22 protein-coding genes are annotated in these 20,773 nt (G+C 64.9%); 13 read left to right on the top strand and 9 right to left on the bottom strand.

The genetic code is table 11. The features are described from left to right. Positions 1 to 107: 107 nt before the first annotated feature. The 6 genes from ACZ899_RS10180 to ACZ899_RS10155 all read left to right on the top strand — a co-directional run bounded on the left by ACZ899_RS10180 (position 108) and on the right by ACZ899_RS10155 (position 4,438). Entirely contained in the window at positions 108 to 1,514 is a 1,407-nt protein-coding gene (locus tag ACZ899_RS10180) for an MltF family protein (protein ID WP_234562917.1), read from the top strand. 111 nt (positions 1,515 to 1,625) lie between these two features. Continuing rightward, entirely contained in the window at positions 1,626 to 2,060 is a 435-nt protein-coding gene (locus tag ACZ899_RS10175) for a DoxX family protein (protein WP_203647373.1), read from the top strand. Between the two features lie 246 nt (positions 2,061 to 2,306). Further along, positions 2,307 to 2,615, top strand: a complete 309-nt coding sequence (locus ACZ899_RS10170; RefSeq protein ID WP_050705060.1) for a hypothetical protein — start codon at positions 2,307 to 2,309, stop codon at positions 2,613 to 2,615. A gap of 89 nt (positions 2,616 to 2,704) precedes the next feature. Continuing rightward, positions 2,705 to 3,178 (top strand): transcription elongation factor GreB, encoded by a 474-nt coding sequence (gene greB, locus ACZ899_RS10165; protein WP_203647372.1) that lies wholly within the window; start codon positions 2,705 to 2,707, stop codon positions 3,176 to 3,178. 58 nt (positions 3,179 to 3,236) lie between these two features. Next, entirely contained in the window at positions 3,237 to 3,596 is a 360-nt protein-coding gene (locus tag ACZ899_RS10160) for a transposase (RefSeq protein WP_075043813.1), read from the top strand. Further along, positions 3,593 to 4,438 carry an IS3 family transposase gene (locus ACZ899_RS10155; protein WP_324256565.1) on the top strand — a complete coding sequence of 282 codons (846 nt, stop codon included), beginning with the start codon at positions 3,593 to 3,595 and terminating at the stop codon, positions 4,436 to 4,438. Before ACZ899_RS10160 ends, ACZ899_RS10155 begins: the two co-directional genes overlap by 4 nt. A 164-nt stretch (positions 4,439 to 4,602) precedes the next feature. Here ACZ899_RS10155 and ACZ899_RS10150 read toward each other — a convergent pair whose 3' ends face one another. After that, positions 4,603 to 7,110 (bottom strand): ABC transporter permease, encoded by a 2,508-nt coding sequence (locus ACZ899_RS10150; protein ID WP_234562710.1) that lies wholly within the window; start codon positions 7,108 to 7,110, stop codon positions 4,603 to 4,605. After that, positions 7,110 to 7,793: an ABC transporter ATP-binding protein gene (locus ACZ899_RS10145; RefSeq protein ID WP_203647370.1), complete on the bottom strand. Its 684-nt coding sequence runs from the start codon at positions 7,791 to 7,793 to the stop codon at positions 7,110 to 7,112. Before ACZ899_RS10145 ends, ACZ899_RS10150 begins: the two co-directional genes overlap by 1 nt. A gap of 10 nt (positions 7,794 to 7,803) precedes the next feature. On the opposite strand from ACZ899_RS10145, the gene ACZ899_RS10140 reads away from it, so the two are divergent. The 3 genes from ACZ899_RS10140 to ACZ899_RS10130 all read left to right on the top strand — a co-directional run bounded on the left by ACZ899_RS10140 (position 7,804) and on the right by ACZ899_RS10130 (position 9,818). Further along, entirely contained in the window at positions 7,804 to 8,409 is a 606-nt protein-coding gene (locus tag ACZ899_RS10140) for an arylesterase (RefSeq protein WP_203647369.1), read from the top strand. 58 nt (positions 8,410 to 8,467) lie between these two features. Further along, on the top strand, positions 8,468 to 8,749 hold the full coding sequence (locus ACZ899_RS10135; RefSeq protein ID WP_028692618.1) for a hypothetical protein: 282 nt from the start codon (positions 8,468 to 8,470) through the stop codon (positions 8,747 to 8,749). A gap of 94 nt (positions 8,750 to 8,843) precedes the next feature. After that, entirely contained in the window at positions 8,844 to 9,818 is a 975-nt protein-coding gene (locus ACZ899_RS10130; RefSeq protein WP_203647368.1) for a L,D-transpeptidase family protein, read from the top strand. A gap of 230 nt (positions 9,819 to 10,048) precedes the next feature. On the opposite strand, the gene oprI is transcribed toward ACZ899_RS10130, so the two are convergent. Then, the gene (oprI, locus tag ACZ899_RS10125; RefSeq protein ID WP_003259780.1) at positions 10,049 to 10,300 is read right to left on the bottom strand and encodes an outer membrane lipoprotei OprI; all 252 of its coding nucleotides are present in this window, start codon (positions 10,298 to 10,300) and stop codon (positions 10,049 to 10,051) included. Positions 10,301 to 10,791: 491 nt separating this feature from the next. Here oprI and ACZ899_RS10120 point away from each other — a divergent pair, with 491 nt between their 5' ends. Then, complete coding sequence (locus ACZ899_RS10120; RefSeq protein ID WP_203647366.1) at positions 10,792 to 11,073, top strand: GNAT family N-acetyltransferase; 282 nt, start codon at positions 10,792 to 10,794, stop codon at positions 11,071 to 11,073. A gap of 54 nt (positions 11,074 to 11,127) precedes the next feature. Here ACZ899_RS10120 and ACZ899_RS10115 read toward each other — a convergent pair whose 3' ends face one another. Further along, complete coding sequence (locus ACZ899_RS10115; protein WP_028692615.1) at positions 11,128 to 12,204, bottom strand: 3-deoxy-7-phosphoheptulonate synthase; 1,077 nt, start codon at positions 12,202 to 12,204, stop codon at positions 11,128 to 11,130. 260 nt (positions 12,205 to 12,464) lie between these two features. Between ACZ899_RS10115 and ACZ899_RS10110 the strand changes: the two genes are divergently transcribed. From ACZ899_RS10110 to cysB, 3 genes are all read left to right on the top strand, one after another. Next, a complete protein-coding gene (locus ACZ899_RS10110) occupies positions 12,465 to 13,427 on the top strand; it encodes a putative 2-dehydropantoate 2-reductase (protein ID WP_234562711.1) in 963 nt (320 codons plus the stop codon). 95 nt (positions 13,428 to 13,522) lie between these two features. After that, positions 13,523 to 14,020, top strand: coding sequence for a universal stress protein (locus ACZ899_RS10105; RefSeq protein WP_110738113.1), 498 nt, complete (start codon positions 13,523 to 13,525; stop codon positions 14,018 to 14,020). A 127-nt stretch (positions 14,021 to 14,147) separates the two neighbouring features. Next, positions 14,148 to 15,122 carry an HTH-type transcriptional regulator CysB gene (cysB, locus tag ACZ899_RS10100; protein WP_011533140.1) on the top strand — a complete coding sequence of 325 codons (975 nt, stop codon included), beginning with the start codon at positions 14,148 to 14,150 and terminating at the stop codon, positions 15,120 to 15,122. Between the two features lie 125 nt (positions 15,123 to 15,247). Here the strand turns inward: cysB and ACZ899_RS10095 are convergent, their stop codons facing one another. The 5 genes from ACZ899_RS10095 to rloA form a co-directional block, all read right to left on the bottom strand. Continuing rightward, positions 15,248 to 15,982, bottom strand: coding sequence for a phosphoadenylyl-sulfate reductase (locus tag ACZ899_RS10095; RefSeq protein ID WP_050705067.1), 735 nt, complete (start codon positions 15,980 to 15,982; stop codon positions 15,248 to 15,250). A gap of 111 nt (positions 15,983 to 16,093) precedes the next feature. Beyond that, a complete protein-coding gene (gene pabB / locus ACZ899_RS10090) occupies positions 16,094 to 17,437 on the bottom strand; it encodes an aminodeoxychorismate synthase component I (RefSeq protein WP_234562712.1) in 1,344 nt (447 codons plus the stop codon). A gap of 233 nt (positions 17,438 to 17,670) precedes the next feature. Continuing rightward, positions 17,671 to 18,651, bottom strand: a complete 981-nt coding sequence (locus tag ACZ899_RS10085; RefSeq protein WP_234562713.1) for an alpha-L-glutamate ligase-like protein — start codon at positions 18,649 to 18,651, stop codon at positions 17,671 to 17,673. Then, the gene (rloB, locus tag ACZ899_RS10080; protein WP_203647362.1) at positions 18,651 to 20,186 is read right to left on the bottom strand and encodes an osmotic stress tolerance membrane protein RloB; all 1,536 of its coding nucleotides are present in this window, start codon (positions 20,184 to 20,186) and stop codon (positions 18,651 to 18,653) included. The genes ACZ899_RS10085 and rloB overlap by 1 nt, the downstream gene beginning before the upstream one ends. Before the next feature lie 5 nt (positions 20,187 to 20,191). Then, on the bottom strand, positions 20,192 to 20,728 hold the full coding sequence (gene rloA, locus ACZ899_RS10075; RefSeq protein WP_110738108.1) for a retropepsin-like aspartic peptidase RloA: 537 nt from the start codon (positions 20,726 to 20,728) through the stop codon (positions 20,192 to 20,194). Positions 20,729 to 20,773 lie beyond the last annotated feature (45 nt).

The raw sequence follows: 20,773 nt of genomic DNA, 5'->3' as shown, positions 1-20,773 counted from the left end.
AGAAAAAACCAAGAACTTCAAACGTTTGCCGTGGTCTGTTGCGGTCATTTATCACGGATCGATCACAGCACATGGTGCCCGCCAACCGCTCTCGGACCCTTATCCCCATGTTGCGAACCTTTTTGACTTGCCTGTTGCTGTCCGGGCCGCTGGCCGCCGTGCCGGCCGCTGCCGGCGAAGCCGGGCCGCAACAGCATGTGCCGGCCAGCCAGGCGCGTGACCTGGCGCAGATCCGTTCGAGCAAGGTGCTGCGGGTGCTGGTCAACCAGAGCCGCAACAGCTCCGGCGAGGTCAAGGGTGAGCCGGTAGGGGTCGAGTACTACCGCTTGCGCGCCCTGGAGCATGCCCTCAATGCCCGGGTCGCCGACGGCCAGGAAATCACCCTGAAGATCATCCCCCGCGCCAAGGAGCAGCTGCTTGCGGCATTGCAGCGCGGCGAGGGCGATCTTGCCGCCCCCGGCGAGCTGCTCGACCCGAGCGTGGTGCGCGGAGTTGGCGTCAGTGCCCCGGTGGTCGACCAGGTGCCGCTGCAACTGGTCGGGCGCAAGGGCGAGCGCGGCTACAGCCGCCCCGAGCAGTTGTCCGGGCGCACCGTCGCCCTGACCACAGCCAGTGCCGCGGGCGCGGCGATCCAGGCGATCAACCAGCAGCTGGTCCTGCGCAAGCGGGCACCGATCAAGGTGGAATGGGTCGACCCGACGCTGGCGGTGGAGGATGTGCTGGAGATGGTCCAGGCCGGCATCTACCCGTTGACCGTGGTGGAGCGGCCGATCGCCCAGCGCTGGGCGCGGGTGATGCCGCGCCTGCGGGTGGACAGCAAGCTGCAGCTGGCCCCGCCCCAGGCTATGCGCTGGTATGTGCGCCAGGACGCGCCGATGCTGCAGGCGGCGGTGGATCGCTTTCTCGCCACCTACCGCGCGCCGGACAACCAGGACGCGGCCTTCGAACGCATCTACCGGCGCCAGTACCGGGTGCACAACCCGCTGGCTCGACAGGATCGCCAGCGCCTGGAGTCGGTGCGCCCGGTGCTGCAGAAGCACGGTGGCGATCAGCAGTTCGACTGGCTGAATCTGGCCGCCCTGGCGTTCAAGGAGTCGACCCTCGACCCCAAGGCACGCGGCACCGGTGGCGCCCACGGGCTGATGCAGATCACCCCGTCGGCGGCCCAGCGGGTGGGGGTGAGCAACACCGCCACGGTGGACGGCAATGTCCAGGCCAGCGCCCGTTATTTGGCACTGATCCGCCGCAAGTTCTTCGCCAGCCCGCAGCTCAACGAGCGCGAGCGCATGGCCTTCATCCTGGCCGCCTACAACCTCGGGCCGGAGCGGGTCCAGGCCATGCGTGCCGAAGCACGGCGGCGTGGGCTCAATGGCAACCAGTGGTTCTTCCAGACCGAGCGCATCGCCATGGAGCAGGTGGGCATGGGGCCGGTGAACTTCGTCAACAGCGTCAACAAGTACTTCCTCGCGTTCAACCGAGAGCGGGCTTCCCTGGAGCGTGTGGCGAAGCGCTAGATAAATCTAATTACTCGATAGAATTTACGCGATTATTGCGATTTTCTTATTCGATGATTTGATTAAGATGGCGCTCATCCAACACACACCTGCTCAAACAAGGAAGCAAACATGAATCACTCCCTCAATGCCCTGTTCACCACCCGCGCCGGTTATGGCCTGAGCGTCGTGCGTATCCTGGTCGGCATCATCTTCATGGCCCATGGCGCGCAGAAACTGTTCGGCCTGTTCGGTGGCTACGGCCTGGAAGGCACCGGCCAGTGGATGGAAAGCATCGGCCTGGCCCCAGGCTACCTGATGGCCCTGCTGTCCGGCAGCGCCGAGTTCTTCGGCGGCCTGGCCCTGGTGGTCGGCCTGCTGGCCCGCCCGGCGGCGCTGGCACTGAGCGTGACCCTGGTGGTGGCGATCTTCTCGGTGCATATCGGCAACGGGCTGTTCATGTCCAACAACGGCTACGAGTTCGCCCTGGCGCTGATGGCCGGTACCGTGGCGGTGCTGATCGAGGGTGCCGGTCGCCTGTCGCTGGACCGCCTGATCGCACGCTGATCGTCAATCGCGGGGCCAGCCCGCTCCCACGAAGCTTGTGGGAGCGGGCTGGCCCCGCGATTGCTTTTGCACAAGCGCTTGTAACTTCATGCGTCTGCCTCTAGCATACCGATTGCGCCGATTTAAACAGCTACTTGCGGGGCGCAGGAGAGGCCCCGACGGGTCATCCGAAATACCGCTAAAGCGCTGGTTCGGTGACGCCTCCCACCGCTGCCCAGCGGGAACAGCGAGGCGGAGAGAGACTCCATGAGTTGCCCACGTACCAGTGTCTGCTTGACCCCCCTGGCCAAGAACCAGGCTTCCCGTACCCCGCGCATCCTGCTCGGCGGCCAGCATCAACCCACGCTTTTGCGCAATCTCGATGGCTTTTCCCGACGCAAGGGCCAGGCCTGTGCCTTCCTCATCCAGTTCTCCGACAGCTGTGAACAGCTCGACCAGTACGGCAACGACCGCTTCGACCTGGCTGTGATCCAGGCGCCCGCAGCAGAAGAGGCCGCCGAGGTCATCGGCCAGCTCACCCGCATTGCCCGCCAGGGGTTGATCACCCGCCGTTGAGCGGCGTGTCGCGTCCAGCCTTTTTTCGCTAAGCTCGGTCTCCCGGTGGGCGCCTGTCGCCCGCTGCGGATGCACTGAGGAGACAGTCGTTGAGCACCAACATCATCACCATTGAAGGCCATGCTGCGCTGAAGCAGGAGCTTGACCACCTGTGGCGGGTCTATCGCCCGGAAATCACCCAGAAGGTCACCTGGGCGGCATCGCTGGGCGATCGCAGCGAGAACGCCGACTACCAGTACAACAAGAAGCTGCTGCGCGAGATCGACCGCCGCGTGCGCTACCTGCGCAAGCGCCTGGAAGACGTCAAGGTGGTCGAGTACTCGCCTCAACAGGAAGGCAAGGTGTTCTTCGGTGCCTGGGTGGAGATCGAGAACGATGACGGCGAGCAGCTGCGCTTTCGCATCGTTGGCTATGACGAGATCCACGGGCGCAACGACTACATCTCCATCGACTCACCAATGGCCCGGGCCCTGCTAAAGAAGGGGGAGGGTGACGAAGTGCTGGTGCACACGCCCACGGGCGAGGCGACCTGGTATGTGAACAGCATCCGCTACAACCTCTAGCTGGCGCAGAGCTCAAGGCCATACCCGATCCCTGTAGGAGCGGCCTTGAACTGGCCTAATGATTTTGGACACCTTCATCGGGCGCTATGATGGCGCCCAATTGGAGGCAAAATCAGTGCGTAAATCTTATTCAAGAGAATACAAAGTCCAAGCTGCCGAAATGGTGCTGGATGGTGGGCAGTCAGTTCCTGAGGTCTGTGCAGCCCTTGGGCTGGGCCCTACCGCGCTTCGCCGCTGGGTTGATCAGGTGCGTGAAGAGAGAGCCGGTAAGGTTCCTGCTGGAGCCAAAGCGATCACACCCGAGCAGCAACGAATTGAAGAACTCGAAGCGCTGGTTCGGCAAAAGGATCGGGATATCGAAATCCTAAAAAAGGCCAGTGCTCTCCTGCTTCGGGACTCCAAAGATCGTTCTCGCTGATCAACGAGCTGAGTGAGCAATACCCTGTTGTCGACTGCTGCCGCGTGCTTGGGGTTAAGCGCAGCAGTTTCTATGCGTGGCGCAAACGGCAAGGACGTGAAAACCCGGCAAGAGATGCGCTACGCCTGCTGGTAATCAAGCACTTCAACGCATCGCGAAGTGCTTCTGGCTCGCGAACCCTGGCGCAGGAATTGCGGCACGAAGGCCATGAAATAGGACGATACAAGGTGCGTGCGCTAATGCGTGAAGCTGGCCTGAAGTGCAAACAGCGCAGGCCGCACCGCTATCGGTCATCAGGGGCAGAAGCGTTGATCGCCGAGAATCAGCTGAAGCGCAATTTCAAGGTTTCGGCGATCAATGAGGTTTGGTGTGGCGATGTGACCTATATCCAGGTTGGCAGGCGCTGGCTGTACCTAGCCGCCGTGATTGACCTCTATGCCCGTCGCGTAGTGGGTTGGGCATTCTCGATGATTGCAGATGCCAACTTAGCTTGTAACGCCCTGCGCATGGCCGCTGAATCGCGGGGTAGGCCGGCGGGCGTAATGTTTCATTCAGACCAGGGCTGTCAGTACACCAGCCATAAATTCAGAGCCGCGCTCGATGAGTACAACTTGAACCAGAGCATGAGCCATCGAGGCCAATGCTGGGATAACGCTGCCATGGAGCGATTCTTCGGAGCATTGAAATCAGAATGGGTGCCGGCAGAGGGTTACGAGACCGAAGCGCAGGCACGAGTGGATATCCAGGCTTATCTGATGCGCTACAACCTCAAGCGCCTCCACAGCTACAACGGCTATGAAACGCCAGTAGCCATGGAGGAAAAGCTCAAGGCAGCGGCATGAACCTTAACCGGTGTCCAAAATTACTTGACCAGTTCACCTTGTGTCGCGAAAGGGGTGCGAAGCGCCCCCAGATCTGCGCATCAAGCTGATATTGCCGGGGCCGCTATGCGGCCCTTTCGCGACACAAGGCCGCTCCTACAGGGGAAGCGTAAGCCTCCGAATATTCACCCCTCGCGCAACACCGCCAACGGGCTGGCATTGAGCGCGCGACGCGTGCCGATCACCCCGGCTGCGCCCACCAGCACCGCCCCGGCCAGCGGCAGCGCCAGCAGCCACGGATGCGGTGCCCAGTGCAGGTCGAAGGCGTAGCGGTACAGCGCCCAGGTGATCAGCTCGCACCCCAGTGCCGCCAGCACACCGCTGGCCGCGCCGAGCAGGCCGAACTCGATGCGCCGCGCCTTGACCAGCAACGGGCGCGCCGCCCCCAGCGCCCGCAGCAGGGCACCCTGGCGGATGCGCTCGTCGAGGGTCGCCTGCAGGCCGGCAAACAGCACCGCCAGCCCCGCCGCCAGCACGAACAGCAGCACATACTCCACCGCCAGGGTGACCTGGGCGAGGATGCTGCGCAGCTGCGCCAGCAGCGCGTCGACCTGCAGCACGGTCACCGCCGGGAAGGCCCGGGACAGGGCGACGATCTCCTCGTCGTGGCCCGGCGCCAGGTAGAAGCTGGTGAGGTAGGTGGTGGGCAGGCCTTGCAGGGTGCCCGGCTGGAAGATCATGTAGAAGTTGGGCTGGAAGCTGTCCCAGTGCACGCTGCGCAGGCTGCTGACCCGGGCCTGGCGCTGCTGGCCGCCGATGTCGAAGGTCAGCAGGTCGCCCAGTTGCAGGTGCAGGCTCTGCGCCAGCTCCGCTTCCACGGAAACTCCGGGGACTTCATCACCGGCGGGCGCCTGCTGCCACCATTGGCCGGCGCTCAGGGCATTGCCCTGGGGCAGTTCGGCGGCCCAGGTCAGGCTGAGATCGCGCTGGATGGCGCGCTCGCCGGTGGACTCCTTGCTGACCAGCTGGCGCACCGGCTGCTCGTTGATATGGGTCAGGCGGCCGGGAATCACCGGGTACAGCGGTGCGGCGCTGGCGTTGATCTGGGCCAGGCGCTCGGTGAACGGCTGGCGCTCGTCGGGCAGGATGTTCAGGGCGAAATGGTTGGGCGCATCCTTGGGCAACTGCGCCTGCCAGGTGTCGAGCAGTTCCGCGCGCAGCAGGGCGACCAGGCCCATCGCCAGGAGGATCAGGCCGAAGGCCAGGGCCTGGCCGGCGGCGGCCAGCGGGTGGCGTAGCAGTTGCCCGAGCCCCAGGCGCCAGGCCAGCGGTGCGCCGCCCAGCAACCGGCGCAGGCTGCGCAGGCCGAGCAACAGCAATCCACCCAGCAGCAAGGCGGCGATCAGCCCGCCGCCGAGCAGGGCGAAGGTCAGCAGCAGGTCCAGGCTCAGGCGCCACATGATCAGACCCAGGGCGAGCAGGGCGGCGCCATACACCAGCCAGCTGCTCGGTGGCAGCGGCAGCAGGTCGCGGCGCAGCACACGCAGCGGCGGCACGCGACCAAGGGCCGCCAGCGGCGGCAGGGCGAAGCCGGCCAGGGCCACCAGCCCGGTGCCGATGCCGGCCAGCGCCGGGGTGAGGCCGCCGGGTGGCACCTGGCTGGGCAGCAGGCCTTCGAGCAGGCGGAACAGCCCCAGCTGCGCCAGCCAGCCGAGCAGGGCGCCGGCCAGCGCTGCGACGACGCCGAGCATGGCCAGTTGCAGGCTGTAGAGGCCGAGGGCCTGGTGCCGGGATAGTCCCAGGCAGCGCAACAGGGCGCTGGCGTCCAGGCGCCGCGCGGCGTAGCGGCTGGCCGACAGGGCCACGGCGACGCCAGCCAGCAGCACCGCCACCAGGCTGGCCATGTTCAGGTAGCGCTCGGCCTTGCCCAGGGCGCCGCCGATCTGCCGGTTGCCGTCGCGGGTGTCGAGCAGGCGCTGATTGGCTGCCAGGCTTTGTTCCGCTGTCTGCCGGTACTGTTGCAGGGCATCGATATCGCCGCGCCACAGGTCGCGGTAGCTGACCCGGCTGCCGGGCTGGATCACCCCCGTGGCGTCGAGGTCGGCGAGGTTCATCAGCACCCGTGGCGTCAGGCTGTAGAAATTGTTGGCGCGGTCGGGCTCGTAGGTCAGCACGCGGCTCATGCGCAGGGTCTTCATGCCCACGTCGATGCTGTCGCCGATGGCCAGGCCCAGCGCCGCGAGCAGGCGCGGCTCGACCCAGGCTTCGCCCGGCGCGGGGCCGCCACCAGGTGTTTCCTCGGCGTAGGGCGCCGCCGCGCTGCGCAACTGGCCGCGCAGGGGGTAGGCGGGGTCGGCGGCCTTGATGCTGGACAGCTGGATGCCGTTGTCGGCGCCGACCACGCTGGTGAATTCCACCACCCGCGCATGGCTCAGGCCCAGCGCCGTGCCATCGGCGATCTGCTGCGCGCTGGGCGGGGCGCTGCCCTGCAGGACCAGGTCGGCGCCGAGGAACTCGCTGGCGCGCAACTGCATGGCGCCGTTGAGGCGGGCGCCAAAGTAGCCGATGGCGGTACTGGCCGCCACCGCCACCAGCAAGGCGAAGAACAGCACGCGTACTTCGCTGGCGCGGGCATCGCGCAGCAACTGGCGCAGGGCCAGAACACACAGTCGCGGGAACGATAGGCGGGTCATCAGGGCTCCAGGGGCGCCACCAGGCGACCGGCATCCAGACGGATCAGGCGACGGCAGCGCTTGGCCAGGCGCTCGTCGTGGGTCACCAGCACCAGGGTGGTGCCGCGCTCCTGGTTCAGCTCGAACAACAGGTCGCTGATGCGCTCGCCGGTGTGGCTGTCGAGGTTGCCGGTGGGCTCGTCGGCGAACAGCACCGCCGGCTGCGCGGCGAAGGCGCGGGCGATTGCCACCCGCTGCTGCTCGCCGCCGGAGAGCTGGCGCGGGGTATGGCTCAGGCGCTTGCCCAGGCCGACCCGCTCGAGCAGGTCGCGGGCGTGTTCGCGGGCATCGCGCCGACCGTCCAGCTCCAGCGGCAGCATGACGTTCTCCAGGGCGTTGAGGCTGTCGAGCAACTGGAACGACTGGAACACGAAGCCTACGTGCTCGGCGCGCACCCGGGCACGCTGGTCCTCGTCGAGGAGGCCGAGGTCGTGGCCGGCGAGGATCACCTTGCCGGCGCTGGGCCGGTCGAGCCCGGCGAGCAGCCCCAGCAGCGTGGACTTGCCGGAGCCGGAGGCGCCGACGATGGCCAGGCTGTCGCCCTGGGCGAGGTCGAGGGAGAGGGCGTGGAGGATGGTCAGGTCGCCTTCCGCGCTGGGGACCACTTTGCTAAGGTTCTGCGCAACGAGAATGCTGGGGCCCATGGAGAATCCGATGCGAATGTGGTGGTTGAGTGCCGGCCTGGCCCTGTGTTGCCTGGCCCAGGGCGCGGCGGCGGGAACGCTGCTGGTTGTCGGCGATAGTATCAGCGCCGGTTTTGGCCTGGATACCCGCCAGGGGTGGGTCAACCTGCTGCAACAGCAGTTGAAGAAAGAGGGTTTCGACGACCAGGTGGTCAATGCCTCGATCAGTGGCGACACCAGCGCAGGTGGCCAGGCGCGGCTGCCGGCGCTGCTTGCGGCACACAAGCCGGACCTGGTGGTGCTGGAGCTGGGAGGCAACGATGGCCTGCGCGGCCAGCCGCCGCAACAATTGCAACAGAATCTTGCCGCGATGATCGATCAGTCTCGCCAGGCCGGTGCCAAGGTGGTGCTGCTGGGCATGCGCCTGCCGCCGAACTATGGCGTGCGCTACACCACGGCATTCGCCCAGGTCTATGAACAGCTGGCCGCCGATAAAAAGGTGCCGCTGGTGCCGTTCTTCCTCGAAGGCGTGGGCGGGGTGCCGGAGCTGATGCAGGCCGATGGCATCCACCCGGCGGCGACCGCCCAGCAGCGCCTGCTGGAAAATGCCTGGCCGGCGATAAAACCCTTGCTGTGACGCTTTTATCGGGGGCCGCTTTCGGCTAATGTTGCGCCCCCCGTTTCGAGTGCCCCCGATGCCGCGCCCCGCCTGGTCCCTGTACGCCTATCAACTGATCGAGCCCGATGAGCAGCTCGACCTGTTTGCCTGCCAGGAAGTGCGCATCCACCTGGCCGCCCGCCAGCTCGAGCTGGGCGTGCCGGTCGACCGTACCTTGTGCGGTGGCCTGCTGCCGGCGCAGCCGCGCTGGTCGGGTGTGGAGCGGGCGATCTACCGCGACGAGCGCCTGTGCCCGCTGTGCCGGGCGATCCTCGATGCCCAGCGGCGCGGCATGCGCCCGGTGTGGCCGGAACTCTGAGCGCCTTTCATCATCTGAAACGCTTGCGCCTCCCGCTCGTTTGGGCGCGGGTGTACAATCGTTGTCTTGACTGATCTTTCGAAGGATTTCCCGGATGTTGCCGCGCTTTCCCGCCGTCACCCGTAGCCTGACCCTGGCCGCCCTGCTGGCGACAGGCCCCGCTGTTGCGCTGGAACTGCCGTTGCCAGCTCCCGGTGAAGACGTCGTCGGCCAGGTCCATACCATCAAGGCCAAGTACGAGGACACCTTCGCCGACATCGGCACCGCCAACGACCTCGGCTACCTCGAGATGATAGCCGCCAACCCGGGCGTCGATCCCTGGCTGCCGGGCGCCGGTACCGAAATCGTCCTGCCGACCCGCTACATCCTGCCGCCGGGCCCGCGTGAAGGCATCGTCATCAACCTGGCCGAATATCGCCTGTACTACTACCCGAAAGGGCAGAACGTGGTGCACACCTTCCCGCTGGGTATTGGTCGCGAGGGCTGGGGTTCGCCGATCGCCAACACCAAGATCACCGCCAAGACGCCGAACCCGACCTGGACCCCGCCAGCCTCGATTCGCGCCGAGCACGCCGCCGATGGCGACATCCTGCCGACGGTGGTGCCAGCAGGGCCGGACAATCCGCTGGGGCCGTTCAAGTTCACCCTGGGTGTACCGGGCTACCTGATCCACGGCTCGAACAAGAAGTTCGGCATCGGCATGCGCACCAGTCACGGTTGCTTCCGCATGCTCAACAACAACGTGCTGACCTTGTCGAAGATGGTTCCGGTGGGTACCCCGGTGCGCATCATCAACGAGCCGTACAAGTTCGGCATCAGTGCCGGCAAGGTCTATCTCGAGGCGCATACACCGCTGGACGACCACGGCAATCCGTCGGTGGTCGACAAGCACACCGCGGTCATCAATGCGTTGCTCAAGCGTGAAGACCTGGCCAACAACTTGCGCATGAACTGGGACATGGTTCGCGATGTGGTGGCGGCCGAAGACGGCATGCCGGTCGAGATCGCCGTGCCAACCAATGGTGCAAGCGCGCCGATGGTGTCGAGCATTCCGCCAGAACTGCAGTAAGCGATTGCCCGCTGGCAACTAGCGGGGCACTTTGGGGCCGCCTTGCGGCCCATCGCGGGACAAGCCCGCTCCTACAGGTACGGTAAACGCCATGCCTTTAGGCGTAGGCTTGTCCCGGGGTGGGTCGCCAGGCGGCCCCAGTTGTTTGGGCGGCATCACCTGGCTTTTTTGCAGGCAATAAAAAAGCCGACCCACAAGTGGGTCGGCTCCATAACAATCCGTGAGGATTATTACTTGCGGCTGGCTTTGTCCAGCATACGCAGAGCGCGCTCGTTGGCTTCGTCAGCGGTCTGCTGAGCCTTCTGAGCAGCTGCCAGAGCGTCGTCAGCTTTGCGGTAGGCTTCGTCTGCACGAGCCTGGGCGCGAGCTGCTGCGTCTTCGGTAGCAGTCAGGCGAGCTTCGGTTTCTTTGGATACGCTGCTGCAACCGGTAGCCAGAACTGCGGCCAGAGCCAGAGCAGAGAATTTCAGAACGTTGTTCATCGTGTTCCCCTTCAAGGACTTTCTATTAAATAGCCATCTCTCGGAAAAGAGAAACTGGCCGGCGTACATAGTACCCATTACTTGTAGTAAGTAAACTGACTGAGCGCAAGAACTGCAAAAAAAATGCTGTGGACGGCCCCGGCGACGGGGTTTGTAAACAAAGTGTGAAAATCCTGGCCAGCCTTCGCAAGCGATTGTAGTACAGGAACTTTTTTGTTGAACTAAGGGTGACTTTAACTGTCGACCGGCGTCTTAGCCCTTGAACATCCGGTTGCTGTTGCCGGGCCTCGGGCGGATGGCTGTCAGCATTTTCATTCTGCACAGCTTGAGCATTCTCGCTGGTGCCGCCTACTATTTGAGGGGGCCATCGATGCAGAACGATCCCGGTCGCGCTGCTGTCGAAGGGGCAACAGGTGGCGTAGAGGTTCCTCCGCCGGATAAACCATATCGGTAAGGTAAGGGTCTGCCGACAAGACCTGCGAGGAGTAGTGATGAGCGAAACGCTGACCATCCACCATGACCAGGCCGGTCATCAGTTCGAGACCACCGTGGACGGTCACCGGGCCTATCTGACGTACATGGACCTGGGCAAGCAGACGCTGGACATCTATCGCACCTTCGTCCCCAATGCCCTGCGCGGTCGCGGGATTGCCGCCGCACTCACCGAGAGGGCGCTGGAGTACGCCGAGCAGATGGGCTACACGGTGATCCCGTCGTGCTCCTACGTCGAGCGCTACATGGAGCGTCAGCAGCGGCATTCGAGCAAGGCCTGACACGGCACACATGAAAACGCCGGGCATTGCCCGGCGTTTTCGTTTGCACGTCTTTTAGCCGCGCTGGCGCTTGGGCAGTACATCCTTGAGCTTGGCATGCATGCTGCGCAGGGTCTTCTCGGTGGCCGCCCAGTCGATGCAGGCATCGGTGACGGACACGCCGTACTGCAGTTCGTCGAGGTTTTTCGGAATCGCCTGGCAGCCCCAGTTCAGGTGGCTCTCGACCATCAGGCCGATGATCGACTGGTTGCCTTCGAGGATCTGGTTGGCGACGTTCTCCATGACCAGCGGCTGCAGGGCCGGGTCCTTGTTGGAGTTGGCGTGGCTGCAGTCGACCATGATGTTGGGCTTGATCTTGGCCTTGACCAGATCCTGCTCGCACAGGGCGACGCTGACCGAGTCGTAGTTGGGCTTGCCGTTGCCGCCGCGCAGCACCACGTGGCCATAGGCGTTGCCCTTGGTGGTGACGATGGACACGCCGCCTTCCTGGTTGATGCCCAGGAATCGGTGCGGCTTGGACACCGACTGCAAGGCGTTGATGGCCACGGTCAGGCCGCCATCGGTGCCGTTCTTGAAACCGACCGCCGAGGACAGGCCCGAGGCCATCTCGCGGTGGGTCTGGGATTCGGTGGTGCGGGCGCCGATGGCCGACCAGCTGATCAGGTCCTGCAGGTACTGCGGGGAGATCGGGTCGAGCGCTTCGGTGGCGGTGGGCAGGCCCTTCTCGGCCAGGTCCAGCAGCAGTTGGCGACCGATGTGCAGGCCGTCCTGGATCTTGAACGAGTCGTCCAGGTACGGGTCGTTGATCAGGCCTTTCCAGCCGACGGTGGTCCGCGGCTTCTCGAAGTACACGCGCATGACCAGGTACAGGGTGTCGGAGACTTCCTCGGCCAGCACCTTCAGGCGCTCGGCGTACTCGTGGGCGGCCTTGATGTCGTGGATCGAGCAGGGGCCGACCACCACGAACAGGCGATGATCCTTGCCGTCGAGGATGTTGCGCACCACTTCACGGCCGGCAGTCACGGTCTGCAGGGCCTTGGCGCTGAGGGGGATTTCCTTCTTGAGCTGATCGGGGGTGATCAAGGTCTCGTTGGAGGCAACGTTAAGGTCATCGATCGGTAAATCAGCCATCGTGTTACTCGTCAGGTCACGGGTGCCGGCCGCCAGCGATCCCCGTGCGGCCCAGCAGCAGATTATTCGCAGCGGGGAGGCCGAACCTTAGCGCGTTAGCGGGGGCGCGACAATGGGCTGGGGCCCGTCGATACGGGGTTTTTGCCCATCGGGTGGCGTTTGCGGGCGGTTCGATGTCGGCTGGGAGGATTTGGTCGCGATGGCCGGCACGCGGGTATAGTGGCTGACCCACAACAATGACTCTCGCTCAGGAGCACGGCATGGCGTCCCTCGATCCTCGCATTGGCAATCCTCGCATCGGCATCATCGGCAGCGGCGCAATCGGTGGCTTCTACGGCCTGATGCTGGCCCGCGCCGGCTTCGACGTGCACTTTCTGTTGCGCAGCGAATACCAGGCCGTGCGCGAGCAGGGGCTGCGCCTGGACAGCGCGGTGCATGGCCAGGTGCACATGCCGGTGCAGGCCTACGCCTCTGCCGCCGACATGCCGCCCTGCGACTGGCTGCTGGTGGGTGCCAAGGCCACCAGCAACGCGGAGCTGGCGCCCTTGATCGTGCAGGCCGCGGCGCCCGATGCCCGGGTGGTGTTGCTGCAGAACGGCCTTGGCGTCGAGGAGCAGTTGCGCCCGGCCTTGCGCCCGGACCTGCACCTGCTCGGCGGCCTGTGCTTCATCTGCGTCAATCGCGAGGGCCTCGGTGTTATCCGCCACCAGTCGCTGGGCGCGGTGAACCTGGGCTATCACAGTGGTCCTGCGCAGGACGGCGGGGCTGCCGTGGTGGAGGAGGGCGCCGGGCTGTTCCGGGCCGCGGGCATCGATTCCCAGGCCATGGCCGACCTCGATCAGGCGCGCTGGCAGAAGCTGGTGTGGAACGTGCCCTACAACGGCCTTTCGGTGTTGCTGCAGGCCAGCACCACGCCCTTGATGGGCGATGCCGACAGCCGCGCGCTGATCCAGGCGTTGATGGCCGAAGTGGTGGCGGGCGCAAAGGCCTGTGGCCGCGAGCTGCCGGCGGGCTATGCCGAGCACCTGTTCCGAATCACCGAGAAGATGCCGGACTACTGGCCGAGCATGTACCACGACCATGTCCAGCAGCGGCCGCTGGAGCTGCAGGCGATCTATGCCGAGCCCCTGGCCCGGGCCCGCGCGGCCGGTTGCGCGTTGCCGCGCATGGAGGCGTTGTACCAGGCCCTGGCGTTCATCGACCGGCGTAATCGGCAGGCCTGAAGCCCGCGGCGGCTGTGCGCCGGACGGCCAGGCGACCGCCGATGGCGCTGCTAAGCTCAAGCTTGCTCTGCCGTCGCGGCAGTCGAGGAGGTCGAATGATCCGTTCCATGCTGTTTGCCACTGACCTCGGTGTCTATGCGCCCTTCATCATGCAGCACGCCCTGGCCCTGGCGCGGACCTTCAACGCAGAGCTGTATGTGATTCATGCCGTGGAGCCCATGGGCCAGTTCGCCGAATCGTTGCTGCAGAGCTACCTCGATGAGCAGACCCTCGATGCGCTGCACAGCGAGGGCGTCAACACGGTCATGGCCAATATCGAGCAGCGGGTGCTGGAGAACTTTCGCGACGAGATGACCGAGCCGGCCGACCTGGCATTGATCCGCGCGGTGCGGGTGCGCCAGGGCGATCCGGCCCAGGTGATCCTCGAGCAGGCCCAGCGGTTGTCGGTCGACCTGCTGATCTTCGGCAGCCACAGCGCCGGCGCGGGGGTGGATGTGCCGATCGGCCGCACGGCGGTGCGGCTGCTGCAACTGTCACCGGTGCCGGTGTACATGGTGCCGTTGGCTCACCATCTTGGACGTAGGAAATCGTGAACCTAGCGGTAGGACTTTTTCCAGCGAACGTAACAAAATAGTTCTAGATTTATTTCTCAAGCCACTAATATAGTTATAACTCGTCGCTGCCGGCGCGCCGGTGACCTACCGCCTTTGAGGGATATCTATGAAGCTTCAGCAACTGCGCTACATCTGGGAAGTGGCGCACCATGACCTCAACGTTTCCGCGACGGCGCAGAGCCTGTACACCTCCCAACCGGGTATCAGCAAGCAGATTCGCCTGCTCGAGGACGAGCTGGGCGTCGAGGTCTTCGCCCGCAGCGGCAAGCATCTGACCCGCGTCACCCCGGCGGGCGAGCGCATCATCAATACCGCCGGCGAGATCCTGCGCAAGGTCGAAAGCATCAAGCAGATCGCCCAGGAATTCTCCAACGAGAAGAAGGGCACCCTGTCGATCGCCACCACCCACACCCAGGCGCGCTACGCGCTGCCGCCGGTGATCAGCAACTTCATCAAGCAGTACCCGGAAGTCGCCCTGCACATGCACCAGGGTTCGCCGATGCAGATCGCCGAGATGGCGGCCGACGGTACCGTCGACTTCGCCATCGCCACCGAGGCGCTGGAGCTGTTCGGCGACCTGATCATGATGCCGTGCTACAAGTGGAACCGCTGCGTGGTGGTGCCCCAGGGGCATCCGCTGACCAAGCTGCCGAAGCTGACCCTGGAAGCGGTGGCCGAGTACCCGATCGTCACCTACGTGTTCGGCTTCACCGGCCGTTCCAAGCTCGACGAAGCGTTCAATCACCGTGGCCTGACGCCGAAGGTGGTATTCACCGCCGCCGACGCCGACGTGATCAAGACCTATGTGCGCCTGGGCCTGGGCGTGGGCATCGTGGCCAAGATGGCGGTCGACCCGAAGCTCGACAGCGATTTGGTGTGCCTGGACGCCAGCGAGCTGTTCGAGGCCAGCATCACCAAGATCGGCTTCCGTCGCGGCACCTTCCTGCGCGGCTTCATGTGCGACTTCATCGAGAAGTTCGCGCCGCACCTGACTCGTGAGGTGATGGCCAAGGCGATCCAGTGCCATAACAAGCAGGAGCTCGAAGAGCTGTTCGAAGGGGTCGAGCTGCCGGTGCACTGATCTGAAATAGCTGGGGCCGCTTTGCGGCCCTTTCGCGGCACAAGGCCGCTCCTACATGGGGATCACGTTTTCCGTGTAGGAGCGGCCTTGTGCCGCGAAAGGGGCGCGAAGCGGCCCCTGCTGTTTCAAGCCTTGCTGATCAGGTTGCCGGCGTGCAACCCGCACTCCTTCTGCGTCGACTCTTCCCACCACCAACGCCCTTCGCGCTCGTGCTGGTTCGGCAGCACCGGGCGGGTGCAGGGCTCGCAGCCGATGCTGATGAAACCGCGCTCGTGCAGGCTGTTGTAGGGCAGCTCGAGCATGCGGATGTAGCCCCAGACTTCCTCGCTGGTCATCTGCGCCAGCGGGTTGAACTTGTACAGGGTGCGCTCCGGGGTGGAGAAGGCGCTGTCGATCTCCAGCGCCGCCACCTGGCTGCGGGTGCCGGGGCTCTGGTCGCGGCGCTGGCCGGTGGCCCAGGCGCTGACGGTGGCCAGCTTGCGGCGCAGCGGTTCGATCTTGCGGATGCCGCAGCACTCACCGTGGCCGTCCTTGTAGAAGCTGAACAGGCCTTTTTCCTTGACGAACGGGTCGAGCTTGTCGCGATCCGGGCTGAGGATCTCGATGGGCAGGTTGTACTGCTCGCGCACCTGGTCGATGAACCGGTAGGTCTCCGGGTGCAGGCGGCCGGTGTCGAGGCTGAACACTTTGACCTGCTTGTTCAGTTTCCAGGCCATGTCCACCAGCACCACATCCTCGGCGCCGCTGAAGGAGATCCACAGGTCATCGCCAAAATGCTCGAAGGCGAGCTTGAGGATCTCCTGCGGGGACTTGCTGGCGTAGGTCGCGGCCAGGGCGGCGACGTCGAAGGGTTGGCTCATCAGGCGGTTTCCATCGGTTGAGTGGCGCTGTGCGCTCGTAGTGGTCAGATGGTAACAAAAAATGGCGGGGCAGACGCCTGGCGATCGCGGGGCAAGCCCGCTCCCACGGGCTCACAGCGCCTGCAAGGTCTCCATCAGCACTCGTACCTTGGCGATCGACTCTTCATATTCGGCCCGCCAGTCCGAGTCGGCCACCACCGCGCCGCCACCCCAGCAACTGGCCTGGCCATCCTTGACCAGCAGGCTGCGGATGGCGATGGAACTGTCCATCTCGCCGCGCACATCGACATACAGCAGCGAGCCGCAATACAGCGCCCGGCGCGCCGGCTCCAGCTCGTCGATGATCTGCATGGCGCGGATCTTCGGGGCGCCGGTGATCGAGCCGCCGGGGAAGCTGCCGGCGATCAGGTCCAGGGCGTCCTTGTCGGCGGCCAGGCGGCCGACCACGCTGCTGACCAGGTGATGAACGTTGGGGTAGCTCTCCAGGCTGAACAGCTCCGGCACCTTCACCGAGCCGGTCTGGCAGGTACGGCCGATGTCGTTGCGCAGCAGGTCGACGATCATCAGGTTTTCCGAGCGGTCCTTGGGGCTGGCCAGCAGCTCGGCGGCGTTGCGCGCGTCCTCGGCCGGGTCGGCGGCGCGTGGGCGGGTGCCTTTGATCGGGCGGGTCTCGACCGCGCCCTGGCTGACGCGGATGAAGCGTTCGGGGGAGAAACTCAGCAGCGCCGTGCCTTCATCCAGCTGCTGGTAGCCGGAAAACGGCGTCGGGCAGGCGGCGCGCAGGGCCTGGTAGGCGTGCCACGGGTCGCCCTGGCAGGGGGCGCGAAAGCGCTGGGTGAGGTTGATCTGGTAGCAGTCGCCGGCCTGGATGTAGCGCTGCACCTGGTCGAACGCCGCCCGGTATTGCTCGGGGCGAAGATCACCGGTCATCGGCGCGAGCAGGTGGAAGTCACCGCTATCGCCCAGGGTGCTGGCCTCGAACAACGTGATGAGCCGTTGCCGCTCGTCCTCGGGCAGGCTTGGGTGGAACACCAGCTGGCTGCTGCACAGCCGATGGTCGGACACCAGTGCCCAGGCATACAGCCCCAGCCGGGCGTCGGGCAGGCCAAGGTCGTCGACCGCATGCGTCGGCAGCTGCTCCAGGCGCCGGCCGAAGTCGTAGCTCAGGTAGCCGATCAGGCCGCCGGCGAACGGCAGCTCGATGCCCTCGGGCAGTTGTGCCGTCCCCAGGTCGGCCAGGGCCTGGCGCAGGCGCTGCAGGTAGTCGCGGCCGTCTTCGTCGGGGTGTGCCTGCAACTGCTGCAACGGCCAGGCGCTGAGCAGGTCGTAGCGGCCGCGTTCGGCGCCTGGGCGGGCGCTGTCGAGCAGGATCGCGCCGGGCGCGCGGCGCAGGCGTTCGAAGTAGAAGGCAGGGTCGGGCTGGTAGGGCAGGGGGTGGAGCGTACAGGTCGGCATCAGGATGGACGGCGATGAACAAGCGAGGTGGGCGATTGTAGACCTGTGCGGGAAATGCGCCTAGCGCTGGCAGCGACATTCGCCATCCGGATTTGCGCATTCCCCTGTAGGAGCGGCCTTGTGTCGCGAAAGGGCTGCAAGGCAGCCCCCGGGATTTCCGCGTTGATGCAGAGATTGTCGGGGCCGCTTTGCGGCCCTTTCGCGGCACAAGGCCGCTCCTACATGGAGCGCGGTTACAGTGGGTTGACGTGCCCGAACAGCCCTTGCGAGACCTTCACGCGCTGCTCGGCATCCTCGCTGCGACCTTCCTTGGCCAACATCTCCAGGTGCGCCTCGATGGCGTGGGTGCGCTGGGTCAGGCCGCAGTCGTTGGCGATCTGGATGTTCAGGCCGGGGCGGGCGTTGAGCTCGAGGATCAGCGGGCCCTTGTCCTGGTCCAGGACCATGTCCACGCCGATGTAGCCCAGGCCGCACAGCTCGTAGCAGCTGGCGGCGAGCTTCATGAAACCGTTCCAGTTCGGCAGTTGCACGCCGTCCACCGCGTTGGTGGTGTCCGGGTGCTTGCTGATGATCTTGTTCAGCCAGGTGCCGCGCAGGGTCAGGCCGGTGGCCAGGTCCACGCCCACGCCGATGGCGCCTTGGTGCAGGTTGGCCTTGCCGCCGGACTGGCGGGTCGGCAGGCGCAGCATGGCCATCACCGGGTAGCCCATCAGCACGATGATGCGGATGTCCGGCACGCCTTCGTAGCTGATGCTCTTGAAGATCTGGTCCGGGGTGACCCGGTACTCGATCAGCGCGCGGTCGCGGTGCCCGCCCAGCGAGTACAGGCCGGTGAGGATGCTGGAGATCTGGTGCTCGATTTCCTCGTGGCTGATGATCTTGCCCGAGACCGTGCGGTAGCGGTCCTCGAAGCGGTCGGCGATCACCAGGATACCGTCACCGCCGGCGCCCTGGGCCGGCTTGATGACGAAGTCGCTGCGTCCGCCGATGATCTCGTCGAGTTTCTCGATCTGCTTCTCGGTTTCGATGATGCCGTACATCTCCGGCACATGGATGCCGGCCGCCAGGGCGCGCTCCTTGGTGATGATCTTGTCGTCGACGATCGGGTACAGGTGGCGCTTGTTGTACTTCAACACGTAGTCCGCGTTGCGACGGTTGATACCCATGATGCCCCGGGCCTCCAGGGCTTTCCACGTCTTGATCAGGCCAAACATCAGGCGTCAGCCTTCTTCAGGAATGCCTTGAAGCGCACGAGCTCGGTCAGGCGGTAGCCGCGGTAGCGACCCATCGCCAGCATGAAGCCCACCAGGATCAGCAGCACCGCCGGGAAGGTGAAGACGAAGTACACCGCTTCCGGCACGGTCATCAGCAGGTGCGCGATAGAGGCGGCGAACAGGGTGCCGACGGCCACTTTCATGGCATGGCCGCCGCCACGCTCTTCCCAGGTGATCGACAGGCGCTCGATGGTCATGGTCAGGATCACCATCGGGAACAGTGCCACCGACAGGCCGCGCTCCAGGCCCAGCTTGTGGCTGAACAGGCTGATGGCCGCGATCAGCACCACGACGAAGGTCAGCACCACCGACAGGCGTGGCAGCATTTGCAGTTTCAGGTGTTCCAGGTACGAGCGTAACGACAGGCCCAGGGCGGTGATCACCGTGAACAGGATGATGCCGAAGCCCAGCTGGGTCTCGCGGAAGGCCAGGGCGATCAGTACCGGGGTGAAGGTACCCAGGGTCTGGATGCCGATCAGGTTGCGCAGCACCAGGATCACCAGTACGCCGATCGGGATCATCACCATGATCATGAAGGTCTGCTGGGTCTGCAGCGGCAAGCCGTACAGCGAGTATTCGAGGAAGTCGGCGTCGGTGTTCTCGTCGGTCAGCTTGGCCAGGCGGATGGCGTTCATCTCGCTGTTGTTCATGCTGAAGGTGACGTTGGCTTTCTTGCCACCATCGACGGTGATCAGGTTGTCGTCGCCGGTCCACCACAGCAGGCGGTCACTGGGCAGGCCCTGCTCGCCGGTCTCCGGGTTGAAGTACAGCCAGTCGTTGCCATTGAAGCTGCGCAGCCACAGTTCGGGGCTCTGCGGGGTGTCGGCCACCAGGCGGATGGTGTGGACCTTCTCCAGTGGCACGTGGGCAATGGACAGCAGCAGGTCGATGACCTGGGCTTTTTTCATGGGCGAATTGTCGCCGGCCAGCAGCAGCTTGGCGTTGTCGTCGCTGGCATTGTTGACCCGCTTGATGGTCTCGCTGACGAAGGTCTCGACGTCGGCCGAGTGCTGGCGGATCGGTGCCATCAGCGCTTCGGCGGCGATCTTCTCAGGGCCCTCGACGGCCAGGCTGTCGCGGAAGGTCGGGCCCTTGATCTTGGCTTTTTCGTTGCTGTAGCGCTTGGTCAGCACCAAGCGGTAGTAGAGGGTCTGGTTGCCGCTGGCGCGACGGGCCGACCAGGTCACCTTGCGGTTGCCGTCGGCGCGGTTGACGCTGACCCCGTAGTTGTTGGAGATGAAGCTCTCGTTGAGGCTCACGTAGTCACGGTTCAGCGGGGGCACGAACATCTGCACCTTGACCGGATCCTTGGCGCTGGCGACGAACTCGACCTTGGCGTCGATGTTCCACAGGTCGTCGGTCTCGTCCTCGGTCACCGGGATGCCGAGGGCGAAGATCTGGTAGGCCGTGATCGCGATGCCCAGCACTACCAGGACGGTGATCAGGACTTTCAGATGGAGGGTAAGAGAGCGCATCGGAATTACTCTGCTTTGGGAGCTTCGGTGGCGCAGGCAGGTTTGCCGGCCGCGTATTTAAGGCTTGGGTCGACCAGCGCACCGAAGTGCTTGAGGGCCTCGGAACCGATCAGCAACGGGAACTGGAAAGCGCTGCGGTCGGTGAGGTTGACCTCGATGGTGCGTCGTGTCTGGCCCATGCAGATGTCGAGTTCGATGACCGGGCGGGCAGTGTAGGCCTTGCCCGAGTCGGCATCATAGTCCCCGGCGCGGCGCTTGATCTTGCTGACGCGGGCCAGGGGGCGTTCGATGGGGTGCTTGTGCGCGGCGTCGATGGCCAGGTAGAAGCGCACCCAGCTCTCGCCGTTGCGCTTGAAACGCTTGATGTCGCGGGCGCTGAGCGAGGCGGTCTTGGCGCCGGTGTCGAGCTTGGCCGCCACTTCCAGGTCAAGGTCGCCCAGGCGGGCGTATTCGTTCAGGCCGTACACGGTCTTTTCGGCCGCGGGCGCGAGCGCCGGCAGCAGGGTCAGGCAGAGCAGCAATAAAGCGGGTTTGAGTCTCATAATCCTGGCGCGGTGCTGTGCAGGTTTCAGGGCAAGGCGACTGGC

It is taken from the genome of Pseudomonas sp. TE31087 (genome assembly GCF_057284075.1).
The sequence above is the reverse complement of the archived record's forward strand: the minus strand, read 5'-3'. Positions and strand labels throughout refer to the sequence as shown.